11 protein-coding genes are annotated in these 14,706 nt (G+C 60.2%); 7 read left to right on the top strand and 4 right to left on the bottom strand.

Annotated elements, in window-relative coordinates; genetic code table 11:
- Positions 1 to 171 precede the first annotated feature (171 nt).
- From EFR00_RS27465 to EFR00_RS27455, 3 genes are read right to left on the bottom strand one after another with little or no spacing between them, the layout of a single operon-like run.
- On the bottom strand, positions 172 to 2,607 hold the full coding sequence (locus EFR00_RS27465; protein WP_077988874.1) for an ImcF-related family protein: 2,436 nt from the start codon (positions 2,605 to 2,607) through the stop codon (positions 172 to 174).
- Positions 2,608 to 2,639: 32 nt separating this feature from the next.
- On the bottom strand, positions 2,640 to 3,539 hold the full coding sequence (locus EFR00_RS27460) for a M15 family metallopeptidase (RefSeq protein WP_040112456.1): 900 nt from the start codon (positions 3,537 to 3,539) through the stop codon (positions 2,640 to 2,642).
- A 5-nt stretch (positions 3,540 to 3,544) separates the two neighbouring features.
- Positions 3,545 to 4,315, bottom strand: coding sequence for a PP2C family protein-serine/threonine phosphatase (locus tag EFR00_RS27455; RefSeq protein WP_077988875.1), 771 nt, complete (start codon positions 4,313 to 4,315; stop codon positions 3,545 to 3,547).
- Between the two features lie 120 nt (positions 4,316 to 4,435).
- Between EFR00_RS27455 and EFR00_RS27450 the strand changes: the two genes are divergently transcribed.
- Positions 4,436 to 5,176, top strand: coding sequence for an OmpA family protein (locus EFR00_RS27450; RefSeq protein ID WP_077988876.1), 741 nt, complete (start codon positions 4,436 to 4,438; stop codon positions 5,174 to 5,176).
- 34 nt (positions 5,177 to 5,210) lie between these two features.
- Here EFR00_RS27450 and tssH read toward each other — a convergent pair whose 3' ends face one another.
- Complete coding sequence (gene tssH, locus EFR00_RS27445; RefSeq protein ID WP_077988877.1) at positions 5,211 to 7,943, bottom strand: type VI secretion system ATPase TssH; 2,733 nt, start codon at positions 7,941 to 7,943, stop codon at positions 5,211 to 5,213.
- Between the two features lie 147 nt (positions 7,944 to 8,090).
- Between tssH and EFR00_RS27440 the strand changes: the two genes are divergently transcribed.
- From EFR00_RS27440 to tssE, 6 genes are all read left to right on the top strand, one after another.
- Positions 8,091 to 10,184: a serine/threonine-protein kinase gene (locus tag EFR00_RS27440; RefSeq protein ID WP_077988878.1), complete on the top strand. Its 2,094-nt coding sequence runs from the start codon at positions 8,091 to 8,093 to the stop codon at positions 10,182 to 10,184.
- A 92-nt stretch (positions 10,185 to 10,276) separates the two neighbouring features.
- Complete coding sequence (gene tssA, locus EFR00_RS27435) at positions 10,277 to 11,443, top strand: type VI secretion system protein TssA (protein ID WP_077988879.1); 1,167 nt, start codon at positions 10,277 to 10,279, stop codon at positions 11,441 to 11,443.
- Positions 11,440 to 11,976, top strand: a complete 537-nt coding sequence (tssB, locus tag EFR00_RS27430) for a type VI secretion system contractile sheath small subunit (RefSeq protein WP_009990230.1) — start codon at positions 11,440 to 11,442, stop codon at positions 11,974 to 11,976. Before tssA ends, tssB begins: the two co-directional genes overlap by 4 nt.
- 3 nt (positions 11,977 to 11,979) lie before the next feature.
- On the top strand, positions 11,980 to 13,488 hold the full coding sequence (gene tssC, locus EFR00_RS27425) for a type VI secretion system contractile sheath large subunit (RefSeq protein ID WP_077988880.1): 1,509 nt from the start codon (positions 11,980 to 11,982) through the stop codon (positions 13,486 to 13,488).
- A gap of 20 nt (positions 13,489 to 13,508) precedes the next feature.
- Positions 13,509 to 13,958, top strand: a complete 450-nt coding sequence (locus tag EFR00_RS27420; RefSeq protein ID WP_064684110.1) for an Hcp family type VI secretion system effector — start codon at positions 13,509 to 13,511, stop codon at positions 13,956 to 13,958.
- Positions 13,945 to 14,706 carry a type VI secretion system baseplate subunit TssE gene (gene tssE, locus EFR00_RS27415; RefSeq protein ID WP_077988881.1) on the top strand — a complete coding sequence of 254 codons (762 nt, stop codon included), beginning with the start codon at positions 13,945 to 13,947 and terminating at the stop codon, positions 14,704 to 14,706. The genes EFR00_RS27420 and tssE overlap by 14 nt, the downstream gene beginning before the upstream one ends.

Genomic DNA, 14,706 nt, shown 5'->3' with positions numbered 1-14,706 from the left:
TTGAGAGGCAGGGCAAGACCTTGGCTGATCAGGGTGCTCCCGACATCCTTGCCGTGACCCGCAGCGTTCCGCAGCGCCCATGGTTGCACTTGCTGGTACCTTGAGTGCCTGCCGGACAGGCATACGTGACTTTATGAGACGCGTGCGTCCGCCTTTGCATCCGTGGTGACGTCAGAGACTCGATGGACATGTCAGTTCCCGCATCAGAAGGCGCACGGACACAGGGTTGGCAGGCTCGGCGAACGACATCTGCAGGTAGGCGCGCGCGCCGGTTGCCCGCACGTCTATGAGAAAACGCCGGCCGCCGTCGCGTGGCCGCAAGCGTGATCCGTCCAGAAAGCGCAACAGGCCCCACGGCCCGGGCGCGCTCTTTTTCTCGACAGTTCTGACGCTATCGAAGGAGATTTCGAGGCCGCGTGATGGCAAGTCCCCCGGCCAGTTGAAGGTCACCGCCCCGCCTGACGTGGTAACCGGAGCGTGAGCGCCGCCGATCGAGATGGTAGCCGCACCGCGCTGCGCAAGTGCCTCCAGCGATACAGGGAGGCGCGGCGCGGTCCCCTGACGAAAGAGCGCGTCACCGATCGCGGAAGCTTTCTGAAAGAACGTTGCGCTTTCGGGCGCGTAGCCGGAAAGCCGTGCCTCCGGTTTCCAGCGCCACGGGGTCGTTGATGTGTCCATTGAAGGCGCCAGTTGCGTCCGGAAATAGGTCGCCACCAGACCATTCGGCGCGAAAATGCGCGCGACTTCGGCCATATCCGCGTCCGACCCGTCAAAGAACGGATAGCGGCCTGCCACAGCGGCCTGGCAGGCCATGGCAATCTCGCCCCAAGCCCCCGGCGGCCTTCCTGTCGGGACCAGATCCTCGGCCTTTTCTATCGCCTTTGGAGAGGCCGTTTGGGAGATCACGTCTTCGACCATTTGTACGACGAGCAGCGGGGCCTGCTGCAGGGCGACGATGGAGTTGGCGCGTTCCTGTGCATCCATCAGCGACCTTTTGCCGATTTCTGAATTTACGTCGAGAAGTGCAAGCGCGACATTCAGCGACACAAAAAGCCGCGATATTTCCGACATGCGACCCTGCTCCACGAATTGGATGGCAGGCCCGATTGTGGCGGCGATGCGAAGCTGGTTCGCATGGCTGCGGCTGCGGTCGGTGCCACCCGCCTGGCGCCATACCTCACGGATCAGGGCCGAGAGCGGCGAGTTGGTGGCGCTTAGCACACCGCTGACAATAACCGCGCTCGGTTGGTCGGTGAACGGCCGGACACGAAGATCGCCGAGGTAGTGAGACCACGTCTCCAGCGTTCGCTTCTGAAGAAGGTCCATAACTGCATCAGCACTCGCCATGTCGGCGGCTTGCAGGAGGTTGGTAGCTTCGGTTTTCGCCTTGCCGATCGCCTCTTCTGCAGCACCAGAGCGTGCATAAGCCCATCCTGCCTCAGTGTAGAGACCGGGCACGGCCTGCTCGATGGGCAGTCCGGACCTGCGGATCAATATCCTGTCGAGACCAGGTGCTGCCTGCCCGAGAGACCAGGCTGGAAGGCCCGCAGTTTTCTCGGCACGGGCGAGTTCGAGCATGGCTCGCTCGTTTGCAGAGCCCTCTGAAGCAAACTGTGTTGCTTGAGCAATTGCTTCGGGATCCGGCTGTTCAAGATCTGCTGGAGGTCCGGACATGGCGGCGACATGCACTGCCATGCCAGCAAGTTCGGGAAATGTCTGGGCTCGATCGTCCACCCAGCCGGCCAGGAACCGTGGTTGCCAGTCCGAGGTGCCCTTCAAGATAGACCAGGCGCGCAGGGAATCGTAAAGTGCGGTCGCCTCTCCTTCCGTGGCGAGAGCAACACCAAGGGCTGCAGCAAGCGGACCGCTGGCCAGGGCGTCGACGGCTTGGCCATAGCGCCGACGCGCGGCCTCTGCCGGATCGAACATACCTAAATGATGAATGAGACCAAGGGGTGAACGCTGCGCATCCTGCTCGACAAGTCGAACTCCCGCAAGGAATGCATCGAGTTGGGCTGCGCGCGCTGCCGGTGTTGCCACGCGTCCGGCTTCTACGACACGTGCGACATCGGGCAGTTGCGACAAAAGCCGCTCACGAAACCGCCATTCGGCCCATGCCGCCCAAACCAGCAGAATTGCCAGGAAAAGTCCGATCACAAGGGCAGCAAGACCGCGATCCGCGAGCGTTTTATGCTGTGTGCCCGATAGAAGGGCCGCCTGGACAGCGTCGTTACAGTGACCGAGGAAGCGGGCGAGATCCCGGCTCGCGGGCCCTGCCTTCGCTGCCGCCCTCGCCCGTTCGGCCAGCCTGCTGGCCGTCATAACGCCCCCAATTGGAAGAGCAGCGGCAAGCGCGCGCTCCCATTTTCGGATTGACAATGCGGGATTGTTACGCGCTCGCGCATCAACCAAAGCAACAAGGGCATCGCGAGCATCCAGGAGCCAGTCCTGCGGGACCTTCCTGCGTCGTGCTTCCGTCTCGAAAGCGGCGACGAGGGTCCGTGCCATTGCCGCAAGCTCGCGCGGATCTGGCTTCTTTTCGCTCTCGGCACGTCTTGCAAGATCCAGCAGCGGCTGTGCCAGTGCGGCAAGCACATCTGCCTGCATAGGGGCTGGACCCGGCGGTTCGAGATCCCCCTTCACAGCTTGCCCTCAGCCGCCCATTTTCGCAGCAGCGCCTCGCCGACCTCGAAATGCATGGAATCTTCGCGGCTATAGCCCGCACCCCAATACCAGCCAGCCTCATTGAAGAACTCCGCGAGCACCACGAGCCCGAATTGCGTGCTGTTATCGCCCATGTTGTCGAGGTTCTTCTTGAGCGTCAGGTCGACGGCCGCCCCCCACGCATGTGAGGACACCGACTTCGAAGACCCCCGTACATACCTTGCACAGAGCGCGCCCGCGGTTCCGATGGCGGAATAGATGTCTGGCTCTTCTTTTTTTAGGCGCGCCATGATCTGCTGAAGCGAATCGAGCGCCGGTCTGATCATGGTCAGACGAATACCGCCGATGTCGCGGGTTTCTAGTACATGCAGCAATTTCGGATTGGTGACCGGTGCACAGGTGGTTGAATAGGTGCTTCTCGGCTCGCCCAATATCTGTCGCAACACGGCCGGGGTCGGGCGTATGACATTCTCGTTGAAACGCTTCTTTGCCAGTTGCATCGGTTCAGTCAGATTTCCTTCCTCTTCACGCGGTGCCATACCGCCGAACTGGTCCGTGAAGAGGGGTGAAGGTGCAGTCTCTTGGACGGCTTGCGGATTAATGACGGGGGCTGTCTGAGCAGGGCTGGGAGGTGGAGCTTTTTCCAACTCCATCACCCTGCCGCCGACGTCCGACATCTGTCCTTTGAGGGTGTTCAACTCAGAGCGCAGCCCCCGAATTTGGCTGTCCTGCTCGGCAAGTTGCTGTGTGAGCCGATCTATTTTGCCCGCATTCGGATCATGCTCCGTATCTTGCAAGAGGTTTCCGACAAACGCAAAGATGACGGCTGCGAGAATGATGCTCATACCGATGACGATGGCCGCGATGGCACTCATTTGCCTCAAGATACCGCAGCTCCATCAATCTGGACGACAATCACTGAGACGTTGTCGGGGGCACCGTTATCGAGAGCAGCGCCGATCAATCGCTGACAGGCGACTGCCGGCGTGGAAACGGCATCCATAAGGGCAGCGATCTCGGCGTCCGCCACACAGTCGGTTAGCCCGTCAGAGCAAAGAATGAAGACATCACCCGGGCAAAACGACACTTCCGTGGTTTCGACGACAAGATGATCGGACGCTCCAATCGCGCGTGTTACAACATGCGCTTGCGGGTGCTGCCAGGCCGCCGCGGGAGAAAGGCGCCCATCGTCGAGAAGCTCCTGCACGACCGAATGGTCGCGCGTCAGCTGCTGTAATTCACGATCGCGCCAGCGGTAGGCCCGGCTATCGCCAGCCCATGCAAGCGAAATAGTGCCTCCGTGCAGAAGCGCAGCCACCACGGTTGCACCCATCTGCGCCACGTCGGCCGAGGTTGCCCATCGCCGAATGGCGGAATTGGCTGCTTCGAGCGCGCCCACCAGATCGGCGCTCGAAATTGGATCATGGGGAAGCAGGGCTAGATGCTCGATCACCAGGCCTGCCGCGACGTCGCCGTGGCCATAACCGCCCATTCCGTCGGCAACCGCCCAAAGCGCGCCTGTGGGATCTATGAGTATTGCGTCCTCGTTGCGGTTGCGAACATGACCGGTGTGGCTGAGCCCGGCCCCATTCGGCCTGCGCGGCCAGCTCGGGACCCGCGTCGAGGGACTATCGGGATACTCCGGGGTCATGACCGGAAGAACCTCATCATTCGCTCCGCCCTGAGGGCCGCCACGGAAGCGGTTGCACCCACGGTCATCCTATAGTAATTTTTTGGCCAGGCGAAACATTTTTGCCGAGAGGAACCTAAAATGAAGCGCCTGCTGACTTTGAAGCTGCTGGTGTCTCTCGCTTTATTCTTCACGTTACAAAGTGAATTGCGTGCACAGGAACTAAACGAGACGGCGCTCAAGGAACGTTTCCAGAGGCAAATGGAATTGTTCAAGGCGGCCAAGCTCGGGCCGTCCCGCGGCCTCGTGCTGACCAATTCCGGGCCTGCGCCCGAGGCAACGCCAGTGCCGATCGCTACGCCCGAGACCCCGCCGGCCAAGATCGGCTCTACTCAAGCGAGTAGCAACCCGGGCGCTTCGGCAAATGTGGCTAAGCAGGCAACAGTCGAGGCCGGCCCGACTCCCGGACAGGGGCCGGTGGAGACTTCACCAACAACTGCAGCAGCGACGATAACAACACCGCAGACATACTGGAAGCTGCCTGACGATGATCAGGTTAACTACCGCGTGCAGTTTGCCTTCGATTCCTCTGCCATCGCACCCAAGGAGAAGCCGATGCTGCAGAAGCTCTGCAGTGTGGTGAAAGAAATGGATATCAAGCTCATTCGCATTGTCGGTCATACCGATGCCTCCGGCGGAGCGAGGTACAACCAAAATCTCTCGACGCTGCGTGCAAGGGAGGTGGCCCGCTTCTTCACAGAGGATTGCCAAATTCCTCGTGAACGGCTCGAGGCTGTTGGCGTTGGCGAGCAGTTTCTGCTCGATCCACAAAAACCGAGAGCTGACGAGAACCGACGCGTCGAATTCCAGGCAGTCAGCTAAACGCGTATAACAGCTGCAAAATGCGATCTAATCGCTATTCGAAGGCGTAGGTGAAGCCGTCCGCAGACGCTCCGACCGTCGCCTTCGTCAAGCGTTTGCCGTCCAGCGCCCAGTTCAATATGCCGGTGCTGAGGGCCGGCAGAAGCGTGTTGGTCAAGATCGCATCGATCATGCGACCGCCCGACTCCACTTCGGTGCAGCGCGCCTTGATCAAGTCGATAACGCCCTCACCTATGACCAGTTCGGCGTTATGGCTCGTACGCAGTCGCTCGGCGATCTTCGCAAAATTTGCCTGCGCGATTGCTTCGATCATCGAATCCGAGAGGGGATAATAGGGCACGACGATGACGCGCCCGAGGAAGGCGGCCGGGAACACCTGCAGCAACGGTGTCCGCAACGCGGCTTCGAGTTCTTCGGGCGGCGTGCGGGAGAGCCCGTTGCCGGTCAGCCTCATGATGACATCCGAACCGACGTTGGAGGTCAGCAATATGAGTGTATTTCTAAAATCAATCCGTCGACCCTCGCTGTCGTCCATCATCCCTTTGTCGAAGACCTGAAAGAAAATCTCATGGACATCGGGATGCGCTTTTTCGACCTCGTCGAGCAAAATAACGGAATAGGGCCTGCGTCGAACGGCCTCGGTCAGAATACCTCCCTTGCCGTAGCCGACATAGCCGGGGGGTGCTCCCTTCAGCGTAGAAACCGTATGGGCCTCCTGAAATTCCGACATGTTGATGGAGATCAGGTTCTGTTCGCCGCCGTACAATGCCTCGGCAAGGGCGAGCGCCGTTTCCGTCTTACCGACACCGGACGGTCCACAGAGCAGGAAGACGCCGACCGGCTTTTCGGGCGACCCAAGTCCTGCGCGGCTGGTCCGTACCCGACGTGCGATCGCTTCCATGGCAAGGTCCTGACCGACAACGCGTTCGCCCAGAATTCCGGCGAGCTTGAGCGCCCTTTCAGTCTGACCGGCGAGCATTCGCCCGACGGGAATACCTGTCCAGTCCTGGACCACCGAGGCGACCGCGTTGCGGTCTACCGACAGCAGCATCAATGGCGTTTCGCCCTGCATCTCGGCAAGTTCGTAGGTAAGTGCCCTTAGGCGCGAAAGATCAGCATTTCCGTCGGGAGCTTCTTCTTCGTCTTCGCTGGGCGCTGAGAGATTTCGGTCGGGGGCCGTGGCAACGGTCGCGGTATCGCCCTGTTGCGACAACGCCGCATCCAGGCCAACTCCCTCGCTGCGCAGCCTGGCCCGCAGGTCGAGAATGTCAGACACCATCGACCGTTCCTCTTCCCAGCGAGCTCGCGCCCCGGCAAGGGCCTTCTCCGCCGCGCCAAGGGCGTTGTCGACCTTAGCTTGACGGTCTGCAACCTCAATGCCGATGGACTTTTCGCGGCCGATGATCCCCTGCTCGATCTCGAGAGACTGTTTGCGCCGCAGTAGATCTTCAACCTCGGCCGGCGTTGCGTGCTGTGATACCGCCACGCGGGCGCAAGCTGTATCGAGCAAGCTGACTGCCTTGTCGGGCAACTGGCGGGCGGGAATGTAACGATGTGAAAGGCCGACCGCCGTTTCGATCGCCTCGTCGAGGATCTGCACCTGATGGTGTTTCTCGAGGATTCCCGCCACGCCGCGAAGCATCAGAATGGCGTCTTCTTCGCTGGGTTCCTCAATCTTGACGACCTGGAAGCGCCGGGTCAGCGCCGGGTCTTTCTCGATATGCTGTTTGTACTCCGCCCATGTCGTTGCCGCGATCGTGCGTAGCTCGCCGCGCGCCAATGCTGGCTTCAAAAGATTTGCGGCGTCCCCCGTTCCCGCAGCCCCGCCCGCTCCGATCAGTGTATGTGCTTCGTCGATGAAGAGGATGATCGGCGTTTCCGATGCCTGAACCTCGTCGATGACCGTCTTGAGGCGTTTTTCAAACTCACCTTTGACGCTCGCTCCGGCCTGCATCAAGCCAACATCCAGCATGTGGAGCGCGACCCCTTTGAGTGGCGGCGGCACGTCTTCTACCGCGAGGCGAAGCGCGAAGCCTTCAACGACTGCCGTCTTGCCGACCCCGGCCTCGCCCGTCAGGATCGGGTTGTTCTGCCGTCGGCGCATGAGAATATCGACGATCTGGCGAATTTCCGGGTCGCGACCCACAACCGGATCGATCTTCCCTTCTCGAGCACGCCTGGTCAGATCAGTCGCATATTTCGCCAACGCGGAATCGCCGGCAGCCGGTCGTTCCTTGCGCACCGGTTGCCCAGCGTCGCGTCCGCCGCGATTTTCAAGCGATTGAGAGAGTACGTCGTCCAGGCGAGCAAGGACGGAATCAGCTTCGATCCGGTCGAACTCACCGCTGATCTTCAACAGCAAGCCATCAAGCACCGGCACCTTTCTACAGGCGAGAAGGACGTAAGCGCCGCGCACCTCTTCCGAGCCGAATTGAAGGCTTGCGAGACTCCAGGCTTCCTGGACAGCGTGAAATATGTGATCTGAAAACTCTTCTATGGACGTCGCGCCATAGGGCAGTTTGTCGATCGACCGTGCCATGTCGGCCGCGAGGCGGCCGAGGTCCACGCCAGCATCGGCGAGGATCAGCTGGAAATCCGCGCGGTCGACGAGCGCCAGTTGCTCGATCCAATGGACGAGTTCGACATAGGGATTGCCCCGAAGCTTGGCGGCGTCGGCTGCCGCCTTGAATGCACGCAGGCATATAGGGTCGAGCTTGCCGATCAGTTCTTTACGTTTGAAGCTGTGAGAAGACATGTTCTGTTGCATGCCGGTCGGGCTCCTGCCCACGTGCTCTCGAATGAACGAGCCTAGTCTTCAAATCTCAATGGCAAACTGCCACATTATAGTGTTCTTGACAAATATTCGAACCGCATGTCTTTGATGAATAGTGACGGCGTGGTTTGGAGTTACCAGATGATCGACCCATTGCCCGGTGACATCTTCCGCAAGAACCAGGTACTCAACAATACCTACGAGATCGAGGGTGTGCTTGGCCGCGGCGGAACGGGCGAAGTCTACCGCGCCAGCAACAAGATCACCGGCCGGGTCGTGGCGCTTAAGGCACTCAAGCGGGAGCTGTCCGCCGATGCCGGCTATCTGGAATTGATGAAGCGGGAAGAGGAGATGCGCGGCATCTCGCATGACGCGGTCGTGCGTTATACCGACTGCAGCCAGACAGCCGAGGGTTACGTCTATCTGGTCATGGATTACGTCGCAGGTACGCCACTCAACGATTATCTCGAGCGGGGCGGGATTTCTTCAAGAGACCTGCTGGTCGTGGCCCAAAGAGTGGCCGAGGGATTGGTAGCGACGCACGAACGCAAAATCGTCCATCGCGATCTGTCGCCCGACAACATCATCTTGCGCAGCGGCCGGCCGGAGGAGGCCGTCATCATCGACTTCGGCATTGCCAAGGACAGCAAGACGGGCGCACGCACAATCGTCGGCAAAGAGTTTGCCGGCAAGTACGAATATGCAGCGCCCGAACAATTGCACGGGCAGGCCGAGCCTCGATCCGACCTTTATGCCCTGGGCGCATCCTTGCTCGCTACTTTTCGGGGAAAAGTTCCCGATGTGGGAACAAGTCCCGGTGAGGTTATCCGCTACAAGGAACGCCGGCTGGACACAGCGGGCGTTCCGGAGCCGCTCAAGGCCTTGATCGACGATCTCACCCAACCTGATCCTTCGCGACGCCCGCCGACGGCTGCCGCCGTCGTCAAGCAGGTGGCGGAGCTGTTGCGGACCGATCGCGGCGGCCGGCAAGAAGGCGGGCGTGGCGACAGGTTCGGCTGGCGGTCCTGGCCGGCGATCGTCGTCGTTGCTGCGGTAGCGGCAATCGCGGGGCTTTGGTTTGCCGGCTTTGGTGACAGCCTGTTTGTGAAAACCCTGCCGGTCGAGGCGCCGTATAAACTCAGCGCCGGGCTCGACGGACAGCATCAGGCGACCTTGTCCGGATTTGCTCCCGATGCCGACCAGCAACAGGCGATATTGGCGGCTTTTACGCGCGCAGCCGGGCTGCCGGCACCCAAGGATGCGCTTGCACTTGCGAAGGGGGAACCTTCCGAGCGCTGGGCACAGGACATCGACAGCTTTTTTGCCGCCGCCGACGGGCTGGACGAGTGGAGGCTTGATGTCACGGACCGCACCGTTCGCCTCACCGGCCTTGCTCCCGACACGTCAGCGCGTGATACTGTCGTCAGCCGGTTCAACGAGGCGAGCAGGGCCGCCGGCTACCAGCCTGTCGTGCGGATCGCCGCAGGACCGAGAAGCCTGACGCCTGACCAGTTGAAATCGGCCATCGCACCATTGGAGACTTGTGGCCCGCTTGTCGTCCAGGCGCCGGAGGGGGCGAACTTCCCTCTTGGGTCGACGGTCGCCATTCGGGGAAACGTCGCCGCGAGCGGCGATATCGAAGCGCTCCGGCAAGCGCTCGCACCGCGTCTGGGTGATCGCGATCTGCGATTTGATACGACAGTGCTCAATAATCAGTTGTGCGTCGTCCAGTCATTGTTGCCCGACGTGCCGCAAGGGCCCATGGCGATCGTGCTCGGTTATGGGGACAAATCCGAACCGAACATGTCTGGCGTCTACTCGGTCGGCGACAATCCGGTCATCGATGTGCTGGCTCCAGCAACGATCAAGGACGGCTACCTCTGGGTGGCGATCGCCGACGTCACCGGCAATCTGTTCAACGTCCTTCCCAATATCAAGCGCCCTGACAACGCTCTTGCCGGTCTCGGGACGGTGTCCGATGGCATGCGTACCATCCGTGTCGCCTACTCCACCGCAGATGGAGCGACCGATCCCGCAAAGCTTTCCTTCGCGGTCGACAACACGTTCGGCAGAAGTCTGATAATCGCGATGCAAACCGACCGTCCTCTGTTTGCGCAACTTCGCCCGACAACTGAATCCACCAAGTCCTTTGCCGAGGATTTACATGCAGTTATTGCCAGCGGGAAGGTTTCGGTCCTGTCGACTACGACCCGATTGATCGACACTCGGAATTAGTTCCCACTCGTCGATAAGTGGCATTAGTACAGAGCAAAAATATATGCTAAAACAGGATCTGGAGAAGAATATTCGGTAAAGCGGGGGATCTGTTGTTCGACTCTGCGCTCTGGTTGAATCCGATAAACGGTGACAACCCGTCCGGCGAAAGCCTACGGAACGACGGACGATTCCACGAGCTCGAACGTCTCGTGCAGCCCCAGATCGAAATCAGCCGAGACGAGCGCAACAACCCCGTCGCACGAACGGAAGTGCCGGTCGACTGGTCGATCGTGCTACGCAAATCTGAGGAGCTGCGGGCGCACGGGCGCGACCTCAGGCTGCTTGTGATCGTAACGCGTGCCCTTGCAAATGAGCGAGGACTGGCAGGCCTCGCCGAGGGATTGAACCTGATCGGCCAAACCTTCGACATGCATTGGCAGACGATGCATCCGGAGCTTCGCGACGGCCTGCCTCCCCGCGAGGCCGCTCTTCGCCGCATCAACGCACTCATCCAGCTTCAAAATGACAAGGATGGTCTGCTCGGCGATCTGCGCAAAATGACGTTCTTTACGCCTCGTGGCGCTGGTCCGGTGACGGGACGCGATCTGGAGCGGGGGTCGGTCGACAGCCGCACCGTTCTTAACGAAGCGGCGCCTGGTCTGAGTGCGGCCGAGAAGGCTTCGCTGGTCAGCGAACATGATCAATTGGTCAATCGCGTGCGGTTCGGTTGCGCGGCATTTGCCGAACAGGCCCCTGATGAAGCAGCGGCGCTGGCCGCCGATGCACGGGCTGCCGCTGCAGCTCTGGAGGCGGCCGAACAGTCGCTCAACCTGCAGATCGGCGGCGATTTGCGCGTTACCCTGCCAGATCTGAGCCGGTTTCTGCAACGCGTGGCGGCGACCCTGGAGCGTGCCAATCGTCACGCGCAACAGGAGAGCCCGAAGGAGGACACGGCCGGCGGCGAACCTGCGCCAGTTGCTGCCACCAGCGCTGCGCCAGACCAGGCCCCAAGCGGGCCGGCGACGGTCTTCCCCTCGCGTCTGAGCTCGCGAGACGAAGTCACGCGCTGCATCGACCTCATCATCGCCTTCTACGACCGTACGGAGCCATCAAGCCCCATTCCCCATCTGGCCCGCAGAATCAAGCGCATGGTGCCGATGGATTTTCTCGAGCTCATGGAGGACCTTGCGCCTTCCGGGCTGAAAGAATTCCGGCTTCTGGCCGGCGTTTCGGAAAGCAAGAAACCTGCCCCTGGGACAAAAGGTGACCAGCAATGAGCGAAACTAAGGCGAAGGTAATTGAACGCAACAGGGCGCCTCGCGTCCAGATCGCCTATGAAGTGGAAACATATGGCAGCCCGACCACGATCGAATTGCCTTTCGTGATGGGGGTGATGGCAGATCTCGCCGGTGCGTCCGAAACGCCTGAGGCTCTGAAATCGGTGCGGGACCGGACCTTTGTCGAAACCGACGCTAACCGGTTCGGTCGCTTCATGGAGGCGCTGAGCCCGCGGGTCAAGGCGCGAGTCAAGAACACGCTTCCCCAACCGCCCGGCGAAGAGCGGGACGAGGAACTTGCCGTCGACCTGACCTTTACCAGCATGGGCGACTTCGCGCCGGACCGGATTGCCGAACAGGTTCCACAGCTCGCCGAACTGTTGAAGATGCGCCGCCAGCTCGAGGAATTGCTGGGCTTCATGGATGGCCGCGTCGACGCTGAAAAGCGCATCGCCCAGCTTTTGAACAACGAGCCCCTTTTAGCAAAAATCGCCGACCAGGCGATTGATGATGGCAGCAAGTCGGAGGGCTGAACCATGGCCGAACAGGAAAGAACCGCCGCTGTCGACGTCAAGGAAGCCGAAGGCGTCGATCTTCAGGAATTCAGCGACCTTCTTGAAAAGGACTTCAAGGTCAAGAAGGATGACAGCGACAAGCTGCAAACCCTGGTGCAGAATCTCGCGCTTGCAGCGCGCGCGCGCTCGCAGTCGACGACAATTTCCTCGAATGCGATCAAGTCGATCAAATCCCTGATCTCCGGCATCGACAAGCTTCTAACCGAGCAGGTCAACGAGGTTCTCCATGCGCCCGAAGTGCTGCAGCTCGAGGGAACATGGCGCGGCTTGTGGTATCTGGTCAACAATACCGAGACGGATCAGAAGCTGAAGATCCGCGTCATGAATATTTCAAAAGAAGCCCTGGCCGACACGCTCGAAGACTACGAGGGCCAGATGTGGGACCAAAGTCCCATATTCAAGAAAGTCTATACGGACGAATATTCGATGCTTGGCGGCAGCCCGTACGGCTGCCTGATCGGTGCCTACGAGTTCTCCAACCACCCGAAGGACGTCGCTCTTCTTCGCAACATGTCCGGCATCTGCGCGTCGGCGCACACGCCCTTCATTGCAGCCGCCGCCCCGCGACTCTTCCGCATGGAAAGCTGGCAGGAACTGCCAAACCCCCAGGACCTGCAACAGATTGTCTCGTCGCCCGCCTACGCGTCCTGGCAGTCGCTGCGAGAGAGCGAGGATGCGCGCTACATCGGTCTGACGATGCCCCGGGTCCTTGCGCGCCTGCCCTACGGCGCGGAAACCATTCCGGTAAAGGGCTTCGCCTTCGAGGAGGAGGTCCAGGGCGATCATCATCGCTACGTGTGGATGAATGCCGCCTTCCCGATGGGCGTCAATATCAATCGAAGCCACAAGCTGTTTGGCTGGGGCACGCAAATTCGCGGCGTCGAGAATGGCGGAGCGGTCATCAATCTTCCAGTCCACAATTTCCCGACTGACGATGGTACCGTCGCGATGAAATGCCCGACGGAGGTAGCCATCGACGATCGCCGAGAGGCAGAGCTTGCCAAGCTTGGGCTCATGCCGATCCTGCATCGCAAGAATACAGACATCGCAGCCTTCATCGGTGCGCACTCGCTACAGGATGACGAGACGCGCGCCGGGCGCCTGGTCGATCCGGATGCACAGGCCAATGAGCGCCTGAGCGCAAATCTGCCGTATCTGTTCCCGGTTTCGCGTTTCGCCCATTACCTGAAGGCAATCGCCCGCGACAAGATCGGTTCGTTCAAGGAGCGGTCCGACATGCAGATCTGGCTGACGGAGTGGATCAATCGCTACGTTCTTGCCAACCCTGCCTTTGCCGACGACAAAGCCCGCGCCAAACGGCCGCTGGCTGCGGCCGAGGTTCAGGTCGACAGCGTCGAAGGCCGCCCGGGATGGTACAATGCCCGGTTTTATCTGCGCCCCCATTATCAGTTGGAAGGCATCAATGCGTCACTGCGTCTCGTATCGGAGCTGCCGTCGACGAAGAGCTGAATTCACAAGGGAGGTTATTCATGAAAATTGACGGTTTTCTCAAGGTGCCGGATATCACGGGACCGAGCGTTCGCGATGGCCACGAAGACGAGATCGAAATCCACGGGGTGGAGTTTGAGATGGTCGCCCCCTACGATCCCAATTCGCTGTCGCGACGGGGCCGCGTCAGTCTTGGCATGATCAATTTCATCAAGCACTATGACAAATCCTCGCCCTATCTGAAGAAGGCGCTGTTCGACAACACGCTTCTCGGCGAGGTCAAGTTCTCGGCGCGCAGAACGATCGAAGGCGAGACGAGCGATTATCTGGTCGTTACGCTGAAAGAGGCTTCGGTCACCCAGTACAATATGAAGCCAAGTGAGGACGAACCCGATCTCATCGAGGAGCGCGTCGGCTTCGCCTACAAGAACATCACGTTCAACTACGACGACAAGGACGAGGTCGAAATGGATGTCTATGTCGGCAAGTGACGGCTGGCGAAGAGAAGTTGGAAGGGAGTCGAGACCGCTTGGCGGGCACCAGCGCGCAACCCGCGAAACGATCCAGCCATCCTTGTGGGATCGCCTGGTCAATGACCTGCCGGGGCTCGGCTCCGAGATCAAAGATCTCCGGCAGATGTTGCAAAGCGAGATAGACGCAGAGCGGCTGGACGCGATGGTGACCGGCGGCGTCGGGCAAATAGAGTCTGCAACGGATCTCAGTATCGAGCAGAAAAAGAACATCCATCGTCTGCTTTCCCTGGAACGTCGTCGCATGGAATTGGAAAGTCGCGGCGTGGTGGTTTCGAGCGATGTGCTTCGTGAAGCGGTGCGGCGCGACATCGAGGCGCTTTTCAATATGCAACGTTTCGAATCCTCGCCCCTTTTGACCGATGCCGAGGCCGACCTGGCTGGCGACAACCCTCCCTCGCTTGAGGATTTTCCGCTGGTGCGCCGCAGTGTGGTCAATTACGGGGTGCCGCCATTTTCGGGCCGCTCATCCCGGGACTTCGACCGTGAGGAACTCGCCAAGGAGATCGCACAAGTGCTTGCGGCCTTCGAGCCCCGGCTAAAGGAAGGCGCAACCAAGGTGACCGTCAGCCTTGGCGACAAGTCGATTGGCCTCAGGATCGATATCGACGCGCTGCTCCTGACGACGCCGGCGCCAGAACGGCTACGTATCCGCACCATTCTCGATCTCGACAACGGCTCGGCGAGAACCGAGTTGAAGGACACCTGA

It is taken from the genome of Rhizobium sophoriradicis (genome assembly GCF_003939025.1).
In the GTDB taxonomy this organism is placed as follows: domain Bacteria; phylum Pseudomonadota; class Alphaproteobacteria; order Rhizobiales; family Rhizobiaceae; genus Rhizobium; species Rhizobium sophoriradicis.
This window is presented reverse-complemented; position numbering and strand designations above follow the sequence as displayed.